This window comes from Kluyvera huaxiensis (assembly GCF_040149365.1).
GTDB classification, from domain to species: Bacteria; Pseudomonadota; Gammaproteobacteria; order Enterobacterales; family Enterobacteriaceae; genus Kluyvera; species Kluyvera intermedia_A.
The window spans coordinates 63,620-80,521 of the sequence record NZ_JBEFLV010000001.1 but is presented as its reverse complement, the minus strand read 5'-3'; the positions used below and the strand labels follow the sequence as shown (position 1 = coordinate 80,521).

Genomic DNA, 16,902 nt, shown 5'->3' with positions numbered 1-16,902 from the left:
AGACGACCGGTCTACTCAGGAGTCATCATGTCGCAAGAAAAACTGTTTACCCCATTGAAAGTGGGTGCGGTTACCGCCCCGAACCGCGTGTTTATGGCCCCGCTGACGCGTCTACGTAGCATCGTCCCGGGTGATATTCCTACTCCGCTGATGGGCGAATACTACCGCCAGCGCGCCAGCTCCGGTCTCATCATCTCCGAAGCAACCCAGGTCTCTGCCCAGGCAAAAGGCTATCAGGGTGCACCGGGTCTGCACAGTCCGGAACAAATCGCCGCATGGAAGAAAATTACCGCTGGCGTACACGCTGAAAACGGCCGTATCGCCGTACAGTTGTGGCACACCGGGCGTATTTCCCATAATACCCTGCAGCCAAACGGTGAAGCGCCGGTCGCGCCATCCGCACTGAGCGCAAATACCCGCACATCCCTGCGCGATGAAAACGGTCATGCCATCCGCGTTGATACCTCTATGCCGCGTGCGCTGGAAACCAGCGAAATTCCGGGCATCGTTAACGATTTCCGTCAGGCTATCGCCAATGCCCGCGAAGCTGGCTTTGATCTGGTTGAGCTGCATTCTGCTCACGGCTACCTGCTACACCAGTTCTTGTCCCCTTCCTCTAACCATCGTACCGACCAGTACGGCGGCAGCGTAGAAAATCGCGCGCGTCTGGTGCTGGAAGTGGTTGATGCCGGGATTAAGGAATGGGGTGCCGACCGTATTGGTATCCGCGTTTCTCCAATTGGCAGCTTCCAGAACGTAGATAACGGCCCGAACGAAGAAGCCGATGCGCTGTATCTGATTGAAGAACTGGGCAAACGCGGTATTGCTTACCTGCATATGTCCGAGCCAGACTGGGCTGGCGGCGAACCGTATAGCGAAGCATTCCGTGCAAAAGTCCGCGCCCGTTTCCATGGACCGATTATCGGTGCGGGTGCCTATACGCCGGAAAAAGCCGAAGATCTGATCGAAAAAGGCTTAATTGATGCTGTCGCCTTTGGCCGCGCTTATATCGCCAACCCGGATCTGGTTGCCCGTCTGCAGCACAAATCCGAGCTGAACCCACAGCACCCAGAAAGCTTCTACGGCGGCGGTGCGGAAGGTTATACCGACTACCCTACGCTGTGATCCTTCATTGATAGCGGCGGTCATCCGCCGCTATACTAGGACATTATTCATAAGTTAGGACGAGGGATATCATGCGTTTACTGCATACCATGCTGCGCGTTGGCGACCTGCAACGCTCCATCGAGTTTTACACCAACGTGCTGGGCATGAAGCTGCTGCGTACCAGCGAAAATACCGAATACAAATACTCTCTGGCCTTCGTTGGTTACGGTGAAGAGAGCGACGAAGCGGTTATCGAGCTGACCTATAACTGGGGCGTGGATAAATACGACCTCGGCACCGCCTATGGTCATATCGCCCTGAGCGTGGACAATGCTGCAGAAGCCTGTGAGCGCATCCGTAACAACGGTGGCAACGTCACTCGTGAAGCTGGCCCGGTTAAAGGCGGCACGACGGTTATCGCCTTCGTTGAAGATCCTGACGGCTACAAAATCGAGCTCATCGAAGAGAAAGATGCCGGTAAAGGTCTCGGCAACTAACTCTCCCACGGGTGCCATCAGGCGCCCGTTTTTTTCTCCCGCGTTTCCAAGCCGCGGCAAAATTTGCCATAATGCGCGCTACTTTTTCTAAGTTAAGAGATTCAGATGTCCGACAATGCGCAGCTTAATGGTCTATGCGACCGTTTTCGTGGGTTTTATCCCGTGGTTATTGATGTTGAAACCGCTGGATTCAATGCCAAAACGGATGCACTGCTCGAAATAGCAGCAATCACGTTGAAAATGGATGAGCAAGGCTGGTTGATGCCGGACACGACATTACATTTCCACGTTGAGCCGTTTGAAGGGGCCAACCTGCAGCCGGAAGCACTGGCGTTTAACGGTATCGATCCGAACAATCCGTTGCGCGGTGCGGTCAGCGAATACGATGCGCTGCATGCAATTTTCAAGATGGTGCGTAAAGGCATCAAAGACAGCGACTGCAATCGCGCCATCATGGTGGCCCACAACGCCACGTTCGATCATAGTTTTATGATGGCCGCCGCCGAGCGCGCATCGCTCAAACGCAACCCGTTCCACCCGTTTGTCACTTTCGATACCGCCGCGCTGAGCGGCCTGGCATTAGGGCAAACCGTGCTGTCGAAAGCCTGCGCTGCAGCCGGGATGGACTTTGATGGTGCCCAGGCCCACTCGGCGCTGTACGATACCGAGCAGACGGCGATTCTGTTTTGCGAAATCGTCAACCGCTGGAAACGCCTTGGCGGCTGGCCGCTGCCTATAGCCGAAGAATAAATGGTGTAAAAAAAGCGACCTTCGGGTCGCTTTTTTGTTTCTGCCAGGAGGCATATCACGCCCGGCATCGTGACGCGAAGCCGGGACAGCGATTATTCTGCTTTTGGCTCTTCGGTGTTGTACTTCGCCGCAGTCTCTTTGATCAGAGGCTGCAGTTCACCGCGCTGGTACATTTCAATGATGATGTCACAGCCGCCTACCAGCTCGCCATCAACCCACAGCTGCGGGAAGGTCGGCCAATTGGCATATTTTGGCAGTTCAGCACGGATATCCGGGTTCTGCAGGATGTCGACATAAGCGAAGCGCTCGCCGCAGGCAGACAGTGCCTGAACCGCCTGAGCGGAGAAACCGCAGCTTGGCAGTTTCGGGGAACCTTTCATGTACAGCAGGATTGGGTTTTCAGCGATCTGGCGCTGAATTTTTTCAATTGTCTCGCTCATTATCTTGCTTCCTCAAACTTCTTTTTACGACAGTAGTCTGCCATTGTAGCGTTTCAGACCCTGAACAGAAAATAACATTTTGTTCACGCTTTACTATTTTATCGTCTGATGCGTTAAGTTGCTTTATAAATGTGTCTTTATCGGCAACAAGCGGAAAATCCTGCTCATTTTTTAACTCAATATGTATCAATTGATGTTTTTTTTTGCAGTTGCTAACGAAACAACGATTTAGACATAAAAACACTATTAACATTTCGTGTTTTTATGGATTAGAATCGTTGGGTTTTGAAAATCATACTCAGGCACGGATGTTTAGCCTGCATACTCAGAGGGTTGTTCAGTGGCGCAGATAAAAAAATGGTCGTTCACGCTCTGTGCATTGCTGTTTACATCGTTATCTTTCACGCCGTTGGCGCATGCTACAGGGCATGCCAAAACACCGACGGCGCAGAAGTCGCTTCCTGTAAAAGGCAGTGAACGTAAGAAAAAAAATACGGACAGTAAATCTAACGCGAAGAAAAAAACCACCGCTGCCGTTGCTAAAAAGAAACCAACATCCGCAGTCGCTAAAAAAACAGCTTCTGCCACCCGGAAAACCACCCCATCTCGTACCGCCAAAGCCAGCAAGAAAGGCAGCGCGCTTAAAACCGCCAATATCGTGACCACCTGCAAACCAGCACGCAAAGGCCACAAAAAATCCTGCACCACCAGCCCAGTTGAAAGCCAACCGACAACCATTGCCCAGGCGCACAAAGTTCGCGTACAGAAAGCGCAGAAAACGGCAATGAATAAACTGATGGGACAGCTCGGTAAACCATACCGTTGGGGCGGCAACTCACCGCGTACCGGCTTTGATTGCAGCGGTTTGGTTTATTACGCTTATAAAGATTTGGTGAATATTCGCATTCCTCGCACCGCTAACGAAATGTATCACCTGCGCGACGCCCGTCCGGTTGACCGTGGTGAACTCGAAAGCGGCGATCTGGTGTTCTTCCGCACCCGTGGTCGCGGCACCGCCGATCACGTTGGCGTGTATGTCGGCAACGGTAAGTTCATTCAGTCTCCACGCACCGGTCGCGATATTCAAATCACTTCTCTGAGTGAAGATTACTGGGTACGCCACTACGTTGGCGCTCGCCGCGTCGTGACCCCGAAGACCATTCGTTAAACACTTACCCCGTTTGTTAATAAACGGGGTAAGCTTATCTTTTATCTCACCTTTTAATTTGCTACTCTATCCGCACTCAATACAAGGTTATTGGGTATACAAACTATAATAAGGAGAGTAGCAATGTCGTTCGAATTACCTGCATTACCGTATGCCAAGGACGCTCTGGTTCCACATATCTCCGTGGAAACGCTGGAGTATCATTATGGTAAACACCACCAGACTTACGTCACTAACCTGAACAACCTGGTCAAAGGCACCGCATTTGAAGGCAAAACGCTGGAAGATATCGTGCGCACCTCTGAAGGCGGCGTGTTCAACAACGCGGCTCAGGTTTGGAACCACACCTTCTACTGGAACTGCCTGGCGCCAAACGCCGGTGGCGAACCAACTGGCGCCGTGGCTGAAGCCATCGCTAAATCTTTCGGTAGCTTCGCGGAGTTCAAAGCCCAGTTTACCGACGCAGCGGTGAAAAACTTCGGCGCGGGCTGGACCTGGCTTGTGAAGAAAGCAGACGGCTCTCTGGCTATCGTGTCAACCTCTAACGCGGGCACTCCGCTGACGACTGACGCTAAGCCTCTGCTGACCGTTGATGTATGGGAACATGCTTACTACATCGACTACCGCAACGCGCGTCCAAACTATCTGGAGCACTTCTGGGCTCTGGTGAACTGGAAATTTGTTGCTGACAATCTGGCGGCATAAGCCACGATCATCTGCGTCATCCGGTGATAAAAAAAGCAGAAGGTTAACCTTCTGCTTTTTCTTTAATTACTGGCTAACAACCGCCTCTTCGCCTCGGCTGCGGCTACTGAAGAAGACCACCAGCAGCGCCAGGCCGGCGACAATCGCGCCCATCACCGGTACAAAGCTGTAACCCAGACCACCGGAAATCACCGCACCACCGGCTACCGCACCCAGCGCATTGCCCAGGTTGAACGCGCCAATATTCACCGATGACGATAGCCCCGGAGCTTCATGCGCCACGCGCATCACCCGCATCTGTAGCGGAGGCACCACCGCAAAGGTTGCCGCGCCCCACACCACCATGCTGACGGCGGCCCCTATCTGCGTTTGCGCAAGGAATGGGATCGCCAGCATAATCACCATCAACAGCAGCAGGAAACCTTTCAGCGTCCCACTCACCGAGCGGTCAGCGAACTTGCCGCCCAAATAGTTACCAATTGAGAAGCCGACGCCAATTAACACCAGCATCAGGGTAATAAAACCAGAAGTCGCATGCGTAATGCTGTGCAGAACCGGTGAGATATAGGTATAGAGGGTGAACATCGCCCCCGCACCCAGCACGGTGGTAAGCAGTGCGGAAAGCACCTGTGGGCGAACCAGAACCGACAGTTCACGTTTAACATCCGGCTTTTCCCCCGCCCCGCCTTTCGGCAGAGACAGCCACAGGCTCGCGATTGCAATCACCCCAAGACCCGCTGTAGCCAGGAACGACATTCGCCAGCCAATTGTTTCACCAAGCCAGGTTGCCGCAGGAACGCCGCCAATATTGGCAATCGTCAGCCCCATAAACATGGTGGCGACCGCGCTGGCCTGCTTGTGTTTTGGCACTACGCTTGCCGCTACAACCGATCCCAGACCGAAGAACGCTCCGTGGTTGAGACTGGTAATAATGCGCGACAGCATCAGGGTGGTATAGTCCGGCGAAATAGCCGACAGCACGTTGCCCAGCGTAAAAATGGCCATCAGGAAGATCAGAGCGTTACGACGGCCGCGATGGGACAACAGCAGCGTCATCAGCGGCGCACCGACCATAACCCCTACCGCATAGGCGCTGATCAGCATTCCGGCCGCCGGTATGGAGACGTCAACGCCTTTCGCAATAACGGGCAGCAGCCCCATCGGTGAGAACTCTGTGGTACCAATACCAAATGCCCCGATAGCTAACGCTAGTAAGGGAAAGTTAATTTTCATGCAATGACTCCGTTTAGCCGCAGTCTGGACGCGGCCTGGCAACATAGTGCAAAAGCATGACATCAATCACAGAAAAACAGAAGTGTACAAAACTGCAAAAGATTATTGCGAAATGAGTAACAATCAGTCGTGAGGGAGCGGATGCCCCCTCACTGGGGAATTAATGCAAAATAGCGGTAAAACCTGCAGCGACGATCAGAGCCAGCGCAATAACGGTCGTACAGAGAGACAGTTTAAGATCGGTACTCATCAATTTTTCTCCTTTTGATTACCACAGTAAAACTGCGTTTAATCATTTTTGCACAGTTAATCGTAAAAATCTTCACAGATTTAGCAGGATGTTTGTTTTTGCTCTTCCACTTTGCGCCAGGATAAGTCAAAATTCGACGCTTATTTATGAGCGTACCGGCCATTGACCCCCTCCTGTCGTCCTGTATCGTTTCCCGGCGAATCACAATCACTAAGATTGTGCCAGGGTGTGTGAAGGCAAACGTTTTCCTTTCGATTTTATCAGGGGCAGGCCAGGGTCTGGAGTGAGATGGAATGGCAACAATTAAAGATGTAGCGAAGCGCGCAAACGTTTCCACTACAACCGTATCACATGTAATTAACAAAACGCGTTTTGTCGCTGAAGATACGCGCGAAGCCGTGTGGGCGGCTATCAAAGAGCTGCATTACTCACCGAGCGCCGTTGCCCGTAGCTTGAAGGTCAATCACACCAAATCGATTGGTTTGCTGGCCACCAGCAGCGAGGCCGCCTACTTTGCCGAAATTATCGAAGCCGTTGAGAAAAACTGCTTTGAGAAAGGCTATACCCTGATTCTCGGCAACGCGTGGAACAATCTAGAAAAGCAGCGCGCTTATCTGTCGATGATGGCGCAAAAACGCGTCGATGGCCTGCTGGTCATGTGCTCTGAGTATCCAGAACCCCTGCTGACTATGCTCGAAGAGTATCGTCACATTCCTATGGTGGTGATGGACTGGGGTGAAGCTAAAGCTGATTTTACCGATTCGGTTATCGATAACGCCTTTGAAGGCGGCTATATGGCTGGTCGTTACCTCATCGAGCGCGGCCATCGCGATATTGGCGTGATCCCTGGCCCACTGGAGCGTAACACCGGCGCAGGTCGTCTGGCGGGCTTCATGAAGGCAATGGAAGAAGCGCTGATCAACGTCCCGGCTAGCTGGATTGTTCAGGGCGACTTTGAGCCCGAGTCAGGCTATCGCGCGATGCAGCAGATTCTGTCTCAGCACCCGCGCCCTACCGCCATCTTCTGCGGCGGTGATGTGATGGCGATGGGTGCGCTCTGCGCCGCCGATGAGATGGGGCTGCGCGTGCCGCAGGATATTTCACTCATCGGTTACGATAACGTGCGCAACTCCCGCTTCTTTACGCCGGCGCTGACCACCATTCACCAGCCAAAAGATTCGCTCGGTGAAACGGCCTTCAATATGCTGATGGACCGTATCGTCAGCAAGCGCGAAGAGTCGCAGTCGATTGAGGTGCATCCACGCCTTATCGAGCGTCGCTCCGTGGCCGACGGCCCGTACCGCGACTACCGCCGTTAATTTTCCAACGGACGCCTTACACGGGCGTCCGCAACCACTCCTCGTTTAACGTCTCACTGTCCCCCAGATACTCCAGCAGCCAATTTAATGCTGGCGAAGCTTCGCTTTGCTGCCAGGTCACACAGCAAGCCGCATCCGGGAAGGGATTTTCCAGCGTCAACGCCACCCACTCCCCGCTATCCAGCCACGGCTGCGCCCGATGTCCGGGGACCATTGCGGCACACAGCCCTGCTGAAATGCAGGTTTCCGAGGATTCCCAGTCCGGTACTACCACCCTCTTTTGGTTATCCAGCAGCCAGGTCGTACGTTTGGGTAATGAACGCGAGGTATCTTCGCGCACCAGCGATGGCCAGTTGCGCAACACTTCATCGCTAAGCGGGCCTTCCATCTTCGCCAGAGGATGGGAGCTCGCCACCACGCAGTGCCAGTTCAGCATGCCCATATCGCGAAAAGCAAAGCGCCCACCGACCGGAATGGCCTGGGTGGCGCCAATCGCTAATTCCACGCGTCCATCAGCCAGGGCGTCCCACACGCCGTTGAACACTTCCTGAAAAACAATCAGTTCAACATCGTTAAAATGACGGTAAAAATCGACAATCAGCTGGCGGGTACGTTCCGGTTTAACGATATTATCGACGGCAATGGCTAACTGCCCGCGCCAGCCGTTAGCAATCTGCTGGCATTGCTGGCGCGTGATCTGCATTTTTTTGATGACAGAGCGCCCTTCCTTTAAAAACCATGCTCCCGCGGGCGTTAATTCAACATCCCGATGGCGTCGTTCAAACAGCGGGACCGCCAGCCACTCTTCAAGCTGACGCACCGTATAGCTAACCGCTGAAGGCACCCGGTGCAGCTCCTGCGCTGCCGCGCTAAAACTACCATTACGGGCTACCGCATCAACCACTTCCAGAGAATATTCAGACCACATTTTTTGCCTGCAAAAAATTTGAACCCATGACTCAAATATTAGCGTTTCACAACCGCTATTGCACTCTCTACACTCTGCCGGACTATTTACTAACGATAAAAAGGGCGATTTATGCAACCTGGGAAAGGATTTTTAGTCTGGCTCGCGGGACTCAGCGTGCTGGGCTTTTTGGCGACCGATATGTACCTGCCAGCCTTCGCGGCCATTCAGGAAGACCTGCAAACGCCGGCATCCGCAGTGAGTGCCAGCCTGAGTCTGTTCCTCGCGGGTTTCGCGATAGCGCAACTGCTGTGGGGGCCACTGTCTGACCGCTATGGCCGTAAACCTATTCTGTTGGCGGGTTTAACCATTTTCGCCATTGGTTGTCTGGGGATGCTGTGGGTACGCGATGGCACCACACTGCTGGTGCTGCGCTTTGTGCAAGCGGTCGGCGTCTGTGCCGCAGCTGTCACCTGGCAGGCGATGGTCACTGACTACTATCCAGCGCATCGTACCAATCGAATTTTTGCCACCATCATGCCGCTGGTTGGGCTTTCCCCTGCGTTAGCCCCGCTGCTTGGCAGCTGGCTGTTGGCGCACTTTGACTGGCAGGCTATCTTTGCCACCCTGTTCATCATCACCTTGGTGCTGATGCTGCCAGCGCTGCGCCTGAAACCTGCGCACAAAAAGAATGCCACCAGCGAAGAGAAATTAACCTTTATGCGCCTGCTGCGCAGCAAAGACTATCGCGGCAACGTACTGATTTATGCGGCCTGTTCCGCCAGCTTCTTTGCGTGGCTCACCGGCTCACCGTTTATCCTGCATGAAATGGGCTATAGCCCAACCGTGATTGGCCTGAGCTACGTACCGCAGACCATCGCCTTCCTGGTGGGCGGCTACGGCTGTCGCGCAGCGCTACAAAAATGGCAAGGTTCGCAGCTTCTGCCATGGTTGCTGGTACTTTTCGGTGTTAGCGTGATAGCAACCTGGGCCGCTGGTCTGGTAGAAAACGTCTCTCTGACCGCATTGCTGATTCCATTCTGCGTGATGGCTATCGCCAACGGCGCTATCTATCCGATCGTTGTTGCTCAGGCACTGAAGCCTTTCCCACAGGCCACCGGCCGTGCCGCGGCGTTACAAAATACGCTGCAGCTGGGTCTGTGCTTCCTGGCAAGCCTTGCGGTTTCCACGCTGATAGCCACCCCGCTGCTGACCACCACCTGCGTAATGCTGGCCACCGTGCTACTAGCAGGTATGGGTTACGTTATGCAACGCGCAGCTCGTCGTGAAGAATGCTCGACTAAACACTCCACTTCCCACGCGTAATCATCACGCATATCAATGCCATAAGGCATAGTTAGGACGCTAAGTTTTTTATTGAATCAACTAACTTAGCGTCCTATACTGGATCGGCATCACATAATTAATATACATTGGACTTATTGAGCGGCGGCAGGATGCCACCCGTTAAACCATGGACAGGCTTTCGGCAAGGGGTTCTTCCCTTTCCTTATGCTACGTCGGATAGCAGGCTCACGAATTTTTCGTGACATTTCTCACAACCAGAAAAAAGCGTCTACGCTGTTTTAAGGTTCTGATCATCAGGTCGGGATGGAGAAGCTATGAGCTCATCGTGTATAGAAGAAGTAAACGTACCGGATGATGACTGGTATCGTATCGTTAGCGAGCTGCTGAGCCGAGCTGACATTGAAATCAACGGCAATGCACCCTGCGATATACAGGTCAAAAATCCACAGTTTTTTAAACGAGTATTGCAAGAAGGTTCACTCGGCCTTGGCGAAAGTTATATGGATGGTTGGTGGGAATGCGACCGTCTGGATCTCTTTTTCGACCAGGTGCTGCGTGCAGGATTAGAAAACCAACTCCCCCATCACTTTAAAGATACGCTCCGCATTGCGGGCGCACGCTTATTCAATTTGCAAAGCCGAAAACGCGCCTGGCAGGTCGGGAAAGAACACTACGATCTCGGCAACGATCTGTTCACCCGTATGCTTGACCCTTATATGCAATACTCCTGCGGTTACTGGAAAGATGCGCAAACGCTGGAAGAAGCGCAACAGGCTAAACTGGAATTGATTTGCCAGAAACTGCAGCTGCAACCCGGTATGCAGGTGCTGGATATTGGCTGCGGCTGGGGTGGGCTGGCGGCGTATATGGCAAAGAACTATCACGTCAGCGTGACCGGCGTTACCATTTCCGCCGAGCAGCAGAAACTTGCGCAAGCGCGCTGTGAAAAGCTGGATGTGGAGATTCTGCTACAGGATTACCGCGACCTTGACGCACAGTTTGACCGCATTGTCTCTGTCGGGATGTTTGAGCACGTGGGACCGAAAAACTATGACACTTATTTTTCCGTCGTCGACCGCAATTTAAAACCCGACGGACTGTTTTTACTACACACCATTGGTTCGAAAAAAACCGACAACAACGTCGACCCCTGGATTAACAAATACATCTTCCCGAATGGTTGTTTACCCTCAGTACGCCAGATTGCGCACGCCAGCGAGCCCCACTTTGTGATGGAAGACTGGCACAACTTTGGCGCTGACTACGATACGACACTGATGGCCTGGTATGAACGTTTTGTTGCCAGTTGGCCTGAAATCGCCGACAACTATTCTGAACGGTTCAAACGGATGTTTGGCTATTATCTTAACGCCTGTGCGGGCGCTTTCCGTGCCCGGGATATCCAGCTGTGGCAGGTGATGTTCTCACGTGGAGTTGAGCAGGGTCTGCGGGTCGCCCGCTAGGGGTTCTCGCCTGCACCGTTCTGGCGCAGGCGTTTTCTTATTACTTCTCTTCCGACGCTGCCTGCAGTGCCGCTTCTTTTGCCGCCATCACGCGTTCAACGGTATCAACAACCGCCTGCGTTTGCGGGTCAATTTCAATGTTGACGCGATCGCCCAGACGCTTTTTGCCCAGCGTCGTACGCTCCAGCGTTTCCGGAATCAGGTGAACACAGAAACGGGTTGCCGTGACTTCGCCGACCGTCAGGCTGATGCCATCAATGCCAATAAAGCCCTTATACAGGACATACTTCATCAGCGCCGGGTCCTGAATTTTAAACCAGATCTGCCTATTGTTTTCAGAGGTAAGAATCTTCGCAACTTCAGCGGTGGTCATAATATGGCCGGACATCAAATGGCCGCCAATTTCATCGCTAAATTTCGCTGCGCGTTCAACGTTGACCAGGTCGCCTTCTTTAACATCACCCAGGTTGGTGATCCGCAGCGTCTCTTTCATCAGGTCGAAGCTTATCTGGTCGCCGTTAATCTCTGTCACCGTCAAACAACAGCCGTTATGGGCCACCGATGCGCCCGTTTCCAGCCCCGCCAGCATGTGCTCAGGCAGCGCGACCACGTGTGTGCGGAAGTTTGGTTTTTCATCAATGGACACGATTTTTGCCGTGCCCTGCACAATACCAGTGAACATACAGTTAACTCCTGTTAATCATCATTTCGGTACGTCTACCGATTCATCTGCTACGCACAATAGCAGCAGATAATACAGGTTGCTACCTTCCGCACCCCGCCACTCATTTTTTGACTAGATTAATAGCAAATCCTCGCTACAATATTGGAGCAATTCCTCTATTTATTCTTCTTGCTGCCGGTTAAGGCGGCTTTTCTGTCTCCCGTAGCCGCTGTACGGCGAGAATAAATAACAACAATACAGGTGTTAACGTGCAGAAGTACTTTGTCGAAGCGCGTCAGTTATTATCTCTGGCTATCCCGGTAATCCTTGCGCAGGTTGCCCAAACGGCAATGGGATTCGTCGATACCGTTATGGCAGGTGGCTACAGTGCTACCGACATGGCTGCGGTAGCGATCGGTACCTCTATCTGGCTGCCGGCCATCCTCTTTGGCCACGGTTTACTGCTGGCCATGACGCCAGTTATCGCTCAGCTTAATGGCTCAGGTCGTCGCGACCGTATCGCACAACAGGTGCGTCAAGGTTTCTGGCTGGCGGGATTTGTCTCAGTGCTGATCATGGTGGTGCTGTGGAATGCGGGCTACATTATTCGCTCGATGCATAACATTGACCCGGCTCTGGCGGACAAAGCCGTAGGCTACCTGCGTGCGCTGCTGTGGGGTGCGCCGGGCTATCTCTGTTTCCAGGTGGCGCGTAACCAGTGCGAAGGGTTGGCAAAAACCAAGCCAGGCATGGTGATGGGCTTTATTGGCCTGCTGGTCAATATCCCGGTGAACTACATCTTTATTTACGGCCATTTTGGCATGCCGGAACTCGGCGGCGTGGGCTGCGGCGTGGCCACGGCCTCGGTATACTGGGTGATGTTCTTCAGCATGTTCTATTACGTTCGCCACGCGGGCTCAATGCGTGACATCCGTAATAAAGAACGTTTTGCCCGCCCGGATCCAGTCATTCTCAAGCGTCTGACCACCCTGGGTCTGCCGATTGCGCTGGCGCTGTTCTTCGAAGTCACGCTGTTCGCCGTGGTCGCCCTGCTGGTATCGCCACTGGGGATCGTCGACGTCGCGGGTCACCAGATTGCGCTGAACTTCAGCTCGCTGATGTTCGTTCTGCCAATGTCGCTTGCCGCCGCCGTCACCATCCGTGTCGGCTACCGACTTGGGCAAGGCTCCACGCCGGATGCACAGGTTTCCGCCCGGACCGGTCTGGGCGTGGGGATTTGCATGGCAATGTGCACGGCCATTTTCACCACCGTGATGCGGACACACATTGCCCTGCTGTATAACGATAATCCTGAGGTTGTGACGCTGGCCGCTCAACTGATGCTGCTGGCGGCGCTGTATCAGATTTCCGACTCCGTGCAGGTTATCGGCAGCGGCATTCTGCGTGGGTATAAAGATACTCGTTCGATCTTCTTTATTACCTTTATCGCATACTGGGTTCTCGGGTTGCCGTGCGGTTACGTACTGGCGCTGACCGATCTGGTCGTCGAAAGAATGGGCCCGGCTGGGTTCTGGTGGGGCTTTATTATCGGCCTGACGTCGGCGGCAGTATTAATGATGTTGCGTATGCGTTTCCTGCAACGTCAGCCTGCGACGGTTATTCTCCAGCGCGCGGCGCGCTAAAATACCCGGTAAGCCCGGTGAGACATCGCACACCGGGCTTATGCGACAACATCTTAGTGATGCAGCATCTCATCAACGACCTGCTGCCGGGTCAACTGGTACGGGTAATACGTCGGCCAGTTGTCCATCTCCGCCAGCAATGCTTCCTGCGACTGATTACCCATAAAAATGTGGAAATGTGCGGATTTACGCGGCGCAATGATATGGTCGCTAAACTGCACGTATTTCGGGGCCCCGGTATTGGCCTGCTGACACTCAAACAGGTAGCGAACACCCTGCTTTCCGGATGCGTAGGTCAATACTTTGTGCCCGGCATAATGATACTGGCAGCTGCTCACCTTATCGCCGACGTGAAACTCCATCACACCGTTTTCGATGCCGATCATGTTAACGTCGGTTGCATAGCCCTTGCGGTAGTACTCTTTAATTTCCGCGAAAGTTTTACCCTGCTGTTTTTCAGCCTTTTGGCGGAAAACCGGGTCTAAGTCCCCGGATAACAAATAGCCATTCACCGATTCCCATATCCCTTCCCAGTCGGTAAGCGGACGGTCTTTCACATCATTGAGATTAAAAATGCCCTCTGCCGCCTTTTGTTCCACGGCCGTTAACGGCTTACCGTGGTCGTGATGTCCATGCGCCAGTGCCTGGCCGCCAATCAACAGCGCCGTAACCGCCAGCGCAAATTTACCTGAATGTTTCACCCGCGTTTTATCCTTATCCGATGCATTAAGCGCAAAATGTTATAACATAACATTTCATACTGCAACAATAGACATCGAAATGTATTCCGCACCGATTGACGAGCGTAACCGTGAAAAAGAACATGGCTAAAATCGAGAGAGATCAATGGAATCGCCGACATGGCGGGAAAATACGCCAGAGATGGGCAAAAGTTCTCCAGTCGTGTGAAATCAAACATTTTCCGCTTGCCACAACCGGTGACTGCCGCTAATATTCGTCCCCGTTGCCGCAAGCAACAATGCGTTCGTAGCTCAGTTGGTTAGAGCACCACCTTGACATGGTGGGGGTCGTTGGTTCGAGTCCAATCGAACGCACCATTATGCGTTTATAGCTCAGTTGGTTAGAGCACCACCTTGACATGGTGGGGGTCGTTGGTTCGAGTCCAATTAAACGCACCATTATGCGTCCGTAGCTCAGTTGGTTAGAGCACCACCTTGACATGGTGGGGGTCGGTGGTTCGAGTCCACTCGGACGCACCATATCTTATCTGATATGGTGCATTATCTTCCAGTCCTGCTTAAATCCCCTATTTTTTATAGCTCGGTCAAGCGTTGAACGCTGATACTTTCCAGTTTTCCATCCAGCGTTTCCAGAAAATCATCGTGATATGACATCGCGACGTGCTTCACCAAATCCTGCTCCGATTTCCAGCGCTCAATAAAAACAAAAGACACCGCACCCTCATTTGCCAGTTCGCGAACATCGGGAATTGCCCGGCTCTCATGCAAACAGTATTGCAGGCACCCGGCTTCCTGATGCGTTAACGGCACCATGGCTTGCGCTGCTTTGCGGATAGTGTCGATATGTTCAGGAAAAGGGGTCAGCGTGGCAACAATCTTAACTTCACTCATTGGAAATCCTTGCTGTATCGAGGATGCCCTGAGACAAAACCCCAGAGCCTGAATGATTCAGGCTAGCAGCGAGCAGGCCTTTACGCCAACCGCCACTACTCTTCTGCGGAGTCCGGGGTTCTGTTGTAAATGAATTGACTGATTACGCACGGCGAAGGTTTATTTTACTAACGTTGTTTTCTTCTCAACGTCCTTCAGTCCGCCTTCGTTTACCGCATTTTTGTAGCCCATCTTCTGCAACAGCGTTTCGGCCTTGCCTGACTGATTGCCGGTATTGCAGTACAGATACAGCGTATCATTTTTATCCTGGGTCACTTCGCCAATACGCTGCTCAAGTTGCTTGAGTGGGATGTTCACCGCGCCCTGCACGTGAGTTTGCTGGTACTGATCCGGGGTACGAACATCAATCCAGTGCTCCGCGGCCCACACGGTCGTAGATGCCATCAGCATAGCGCTAGCAAGCATAGCGTTTTTCAGTAATCGAACCTGTACGCGCATCATTTTCCTCTCCATTGGTTGTAGAGCCTGCATTATAACCATGGTTTTATTGAGGTTTTGGCGATGTGTAACACAAAAGCGCAATGTCAAAAGCGGAGAATACTATTGGCATAGTACCTGCTGGTCTTCTGTTTTGACGCTGTTAGGGTAACAGGTTGTACTCTTCGTCACTGACGGCTTCAAGCCACTCGTTCGACGCCCCTTGTGCCGGAACCTCTACCGCAATGTGTGCAAACCAGCTATCGTGCGCCGCGCCGTGCCAATGTTTGGTTCCCGCCGGAATGTTCACCACATCACCGGCTTTCAGCTCGCGCGCCGGCTCGCCCCATGCCTGATACCAGCCACGGCCACCGGTTACCAGCAGAATCTGCCCGCCTTTATGATGAATATGCCAGAAGTTGCGACAACCCGGCTCAAACGCCACGTTGCCAATGGTGACGCCTTCACGCGATAGCATGGTCAGATAGCTGGTACCGGTGAAATACTTCGCATAGGCTTCATTTTTCTCACCGCGTGGGAAACTGCTATTACCATCAAATATCTCGTTCATTGCTGCTCCGTGGTCTCTGATTATAGGGAAATTTCACTGAGGAATTGCGCCAGCACCGCCCTGGCATTTGCGGCCATTTCAGCGGAGCATTTCACCGCCAGTACCGCGACAAGGGCCTGAAACTGTTCAGGGGTGATGCCGTTATTCAGACTAATTGCAAAATGACTTTTGAGCTGACTTTCCGCACCGGGCACTGCCGCCAACGCCGATAGGGTGGCGAGTTCACGGGCCGACCAATCCAACACGTCGCGCTGGAAAATATCGCCAAACAGATGTGCTTTCAGATAAACATCAATCGCTGGCGCAAATTCGAATAGCAGGCCACTGACTGGTTTCCCGACTAACTGCGTTTGCGTTTGCGTACCGGCTGCCAGGCTATCCCAGCCTGCAGGAGGCGGTGTCGCGACCGCCCCCTCTTCATCCTTCATTCCTGCAGCTTTACGCGCATTAACCACCGTCATAAAACAGCCCAACCCATTCAGGCTGCGCGGAAAACCGCAGTAGGCGTAAAGCTGGATCAGCACTTCTTTGATTTCATTAACGCGCAGCCCGACATCGAGTCCTTCGTTAAGCGCTACGGTCAATTTTTCCATTTCACCGCACGCGGTTAGCGCCGCGATAGGGATCATGGCCTGCTGACGTACGGTGAGTGCACTTTGCATGATGTTGTCTCCAGAAGTGTGGCGTGCAATACGCTAAGCCGGGTGAATGAGGGGAATTATAGAGGGCAGAAGAATGATTGATTAGACGGGGAAATAAGAACTGACCTATGAGGAAATTTCATTAATCCCGAGGCGTTTTACAGCGT

General features: G+C 52.9%; 19 protein-coding genes and 3 tRNA genes. 12 read left to right on the top strand and 10 right to left on the bottom strand.

Going from position 1 to position 16,902, the window contains the following annotated elements; translation table 11 throughout:
* The first annotated feature begins 27 nt into the window (after nt 1-27).
* The 3 genes from nemA (at nt 28) to rnt (ending at nt 2,354) form a co-directional block, all read left to right on the top strand.
* Nucleotides 28-1,125, top strand: a complete 1,098-nt coding sequence (gene nemA / locus ABOC97_RS00440) for an alkene reductase (protein ID WP_234502882.1) — start codon at nt 28-30, stop codon at nt 1,123-1,125.
* A gap of 71 nt (nt 1,126-1,196) precedes the next feature.
* Nucleotides 1,197-1,604: a lactoylglutathione lyase gene (gene gloA / locus ABOC97_RS00435; RefSeq protein ID WP_052281539.1), complete on the top strand. Its 408-nt coding sequence runs from the start codon at nt 1,197-1,199 to the stop codon at nt 1,602-1,604.
* A gap of 105 nt (nt 1,605-1,709) precedes the next feature.
* On the top strand, nt 1,710-2,354 hold the full coding sequence (gene rnt / locus ABOC97_RS00430) for a ribonuclease T (RefSeq protein ID WP_234502880.1): 645 nt from the start codon (nt 1,710-1,712) through the stop codon (nt 2,352-2,354).
* Between the two features lie 92 nt (nt 2,355-2,446).
* Here rnt and ABOC97_RS00425 read toward each other — a convergent pair whose 3' ends face one another.
* Nucleotides 2,447-2,794, bottom strand: coding sequence for a Grx4 family monothiol glutaredoxin (locus tag ABOC97_RS00425; protein WP_052281541.1), 348 nt, complete (start codon nt 2,792-2,794; stop codon nt 2,447-2,449).
* 340 nt (nt 2,795-3,134) lie between these two features.
* On the opposite strand from ABOC97_RS00425, the gene ABOC97_RS00420 reads away from it, so the two are divergent.
* Together ABOC97_RS00420 and sodB are read left to right on the top strand one after the other, a co-directional pair.
* Entirely contained in the window at nt 3,135-3,962 is an 828-nt protein-coding gene (locus tag ABOC97_RS00420) for a C40 family peptidase (protein WP_349592692.1), read from the top strand.
* Between the two features lie 123 nt (nt 3,963-4,085).
* The gene (sodB, locus tag ABOC97_RS00415) at nt 4,086-4,667 is read left to right on the top strand and encodes a superoxide dismutase [Fe] (RefSeq protein ID WP_349592689.1); all 582 of its coding nucleotides are present in this window, start codon (nt 4,086-4,088) and stop codon (nt 4,665-4,667) included.
* Between the two features lie 66 nt (nt 4,668-4,733).
* Here sodB and ABOC97_RS00410 read toward each other — a convergent pair whose 3' ends face one another.
* A complete protein-coding gene (locus tag ABOC97_RS00410) occupies nt 4,734-5,900 on the bottom strand; it encodes an MFS transporter (RefSeq protein WP_234502877.1) in 1,167 nt (388 codons plus the stop codon).
* A 160-nt stretch (nt 5,901-6,060) separates the two neighbouring features.
* The gene (gene cydH, locus ABOC97_RS00405; protein ID WP_349592685.1) at nt 6,061-6,150 is read right to left on the bottom strand and encodes a cytochrome bd-I oxidase subunit CydH; all 90 of its coding nucleotides are present in this window, start codon (nt 6,148-6,150) and stop codon (nt 6,061-6,063) included.
* A gap of 293 nt (nt 6,151-6,443) precedes the next feature.
* Here cydH and purR point away from each other — a divergent pair, with 293 nt between their 5' ends.
* Nucleotides 6,444-7,469 carry an HTH-type transcriptional repressor PurR gene (gene purR, locus ABOC97_RS00400; RefSeq protein WP_349592678.1) on the top strand — a complete coding sequence of 342 codons (1,026 nt, stop codon included), beginning with the start codon at nt 6,444-6,446 and terminating at the stop codon, nt 7,467-7,469.
* A 16-nt stretch (nt 7,470-7,485) separates the two neighbouring features.
* Here purR and punR read toward each other — a convergent pair whose 3' ends face one another.
* Entirely contained in the window at nt 7,486-8,397 is a 912-nt protein-coding gene (gene punR / locus ABOC97_RS00395; RefSeq protein WP_349592676.1) for a DNA-binding transcriptional activator PunR, read from the bottom strand.
* 111 nt (nt 8,398-8,508) lie between these two features.
* Here punR and punC point away from each other — a divergent pair, with 111 nt between their 5' ends.
* Entirely contained in the window at nt 8,509-9,702 is a 1,194-nt protein-coding gene (gene punC / locus ABOC97_RS00390; RefSeq protein ID WP_349592675.1) for a purine nucleoside transporter PunC, read from the top strand.
* A 296-nt stretch (nt 9,703-9,998) separates the two neighbouring features.
* Nucleotides 9,999-11,147 carry a cyclopropane fatty acyl phospholipid synthase gene (gene cfa / locus ABOC97_RS00385; RefSeq protein ID WP_349592673.1) on the top strand — a complete coding sequence of 383 codons (1,149 nt, stop codon included), beginning with the start codon at nt 9,999-10,001 and terminating at the stop codon, nt 11,145-11,147.
* 40 nt (nt 11,148-11,187) lie between these two features.
* Here cfa and ABOC97_RS00380 read toward each other — a convergent pair whose 3' ends face one another.
* Complete coding sequence (locus tag ABOC97_RS00380; protein ID WP_349592671.1) at nt 11,188-11,829, bottom strand: riboflavin synthase subunit alpha; 642 nt, start codon at nt 11,827-11,829, stop codon at nt 11,188-11,190.
* A 251-nt stretch (nt 11,830-12,080) separates the two neighbouring features.
* Here ABOC97_RS00380 and mdtK point away from each other — a divergent pair, with 251 nt between their 5' ends.
* Entirely contained in the window at nt 12,081-13,454 is a 1,374-nt protein-coding gene (mdtK, locus tag ABOC97_RS00375; protein ID WP_349592669.1) for an MdtK family multidrug efflux MATE transporter, read from the top strand.
* Nucleotides 13,455-13,507: 53 nt separating this feature from the next.
* Here the strand turns inward: mdtK and zinT are convergent, their stop codons facing one another.
* The gene (gene zinT / locus ABOC97_RS00370; protein WP_349592667.1) at nt 13,508-14,155 is read right to left on the bottom strand and encodes a metal-binding protein ZinT; all 648 of its coding nucleotides are present in this window, start codon (nt 14,153-14,155) and stop codon (nt 13,508-13,510) included.
* A gap of 280 nt (nt 14,156-14,435) precedes the next feature.
* Here zinT and ABOC97_RS00365 point away from each other — a divergent pair.
* The 3 genes from ABOC97_RS00365 (at nt 14,436) to ABOC97_RS00355 (ending at nt 14,674) form a co-directional block, all read left to right on the top strand.
* A tRNA-Val gene (locus ABOC97_RS00365) sits at nt 14,436-14,512 on the top strand.
* Nucleotides 14,513-14,516: 4 nt separating this feature from the next.
* Nucleotides 14,517-14,593: transfer RNA gene (locus tag ABOC97_RS00360), tRNA-Val, on the top strand.
* Nucleotides 14,594-14,597: 4 nt separating this feature from the next.
* Nucleotides 14,598-14,674 (top strand) — tRNA-Val (locus tag ABOC97_RS00355).
* A 54-nt stretch (nt 14,675-14,728) separates the two neighbouring features.
* On the opposite strand, the gene ABOC97_RS00350 is transcribed toward ABOC97_RS00355, so the two are convergent.
* The 4 genes from ABOC97_RS00350 to ABOC97_RS00335 all read right to left on the bottom strand — a co-directional run bounded on the left by ABOC97_RS00350 (nt 14,729) and on the right by ABOC97_RS00335 (nt 16,756).
* Entirely contained in the window at nt 14,729-15,046 is a 318-nt protein-coding gene (locus ABOC97_RS00350; RefSeq protein ID WP_349592664.1) for a putative quinol monooxygenase, read from the bottom strand.
* A gap of 159 nt (nt 15,047-15,205) precedes the next feature.
* The gene (gene pspE / locus ABOC97_RS00345) at nt 15,206-15,544 is read right to left on the bottom strand and encodes a thiosulfate sulfurtransferase PspE (protein WP_349593509.1); all 339 of its coding nucleotides are present in this window, start codon (nt 15,542-15,544) and stop codon (nt 15,206-15,208) included.
* A gap of 142 nt (nt 15,545-15,686) precedes the next feature.
* Nucleotides 15,687-16,094 carry a cupin domain-containing protein gene (locus ABOC97_RS00340; RefSeq protein ID WP_349592661.1) on the bottom strand — a complete coding sequence of 136 codons (408 nt, stop codon included), beginning with the start codon at nt 16,092-16,094 and terminating at the stop codon, nt 15,687-15,689.
* A gap of 20 nt (nt 16,095-16,114) precedes the next feature.
* Nucleotides 16,115-16,756, bottom strand: a complete 642-nt coding sequence (locus tag ABOC97_RS00335) for a carboxymuconolactone decarboxylase family protein (protein ID WP_349592658.1) — start codon at nt 16,754-16,756, stop codon at nt 16,115-16,117.
* Nucleotides 16,757-16,902 lie beyond the last annotated feature (146 nt).

Coding starts and splice junctions, on each gene's coding strand:
- nemA (WP_234502882.1), top strand. CDS start 28: ATGTCGCAAGAAAAACTGTTTACCCCATTGAAAGTGGGTGCGGTTACC.
- gloA (WP_052281539.1), top strand. CDS start 1,197: ATGCGTTTACTGCATACCATGCTGCGCGTTGGCGACCTGCAACGCTCC.
- rnt (WP_234502880.1), top strand. CDS start 1,710: ATGTCCGACAATGCGCAGCTTAATGGTCTATGCGACCGTTTTCGTGGG.
- ABOC97_RS00425 (WP_052281541.1), bottom strand. CDS start 2,794: ATGAGCGAGACAATTGAAAAAATTCAGCGCCAGATCGCTGAAAACCCA.
- sodB (WP_349592689.1), top strand. CDS start 4,086: ATGTCGTTCGAATTACCTGCATTACCGTATGCCAAGGACGCTCTGGTT.
- ABOC97_RS00410 (WP_234502877.1), bottom strand. CDS start 5,900: ATGAAAATTAACTTTCCCTTACTAGCGTTAGCTATCGGGGCATTTGGT.
- cydH (WP_349592685.1), bottom strand. CDS start 6,150: ATGAGTACCGATCTTAAACTGTCTCTCTGTACGACCGTTATTGCGCTG.
- purR (WP_349592678.1), top strand. CDS start 6,444: ATGGCAACAATTAAAGATGTAGCGAAGCGCGCAAACGTTTCCACTACA.
- punR (WP_349592676.1), bottom strand. CDS start 8,397: ATGTGGTCTGAATATTCTCTGGAAGTGGTTGATGCGGTAGCCCGTAAT.
- punC (WP_349592675.1), top strand. CDS start 8,509: ATGCAACCTGGGAAAGGATTTTTAGTCTGGCTCGCGGGACTCAGCGTG.
- cfa (WP_349592673.1), top strand. CDS start 9,999: ATGAGCTCATCGTGTATAGAAGAAGTAAACGTACCGGATGATGACTGG.
- ABOC97_RS00380 (WP_349592671.1), bottom strand. CDS start 11,829: ATGTTCACTGGTATTGTGCAGGGCACGGCAAAAATCGTGTCCATTGAT.
- ABOC97_RS00350 (WP_349592664.1), bottom strand. CDS start 15,046: ATGAGTGAAGTTAAGATTGTTGCCACGCTGACCCCTTTTCCTGAACAT.
- pspE (WP_349593509.1), bottom strand. CDS start 15,544: ATGCGCGTACAGGTTCGATTACTGAAAAACGCTATGCTTGCTAGCGCT.
- ABOC97_RS00340 (WP_349592661.1), bottom strand. CDS start 16,094: ATGAACGAGATATTTGATGGTAATAGCAGTTTCCCACGCGGTGAGAAA.
- ABOC97_RS00335 (WP_349592658.1), bottom strand. CDS start 16,756: ATGCAAAGTGCACTCACCGTACGTCAGCAGGCCATGATCCCTATCGCG.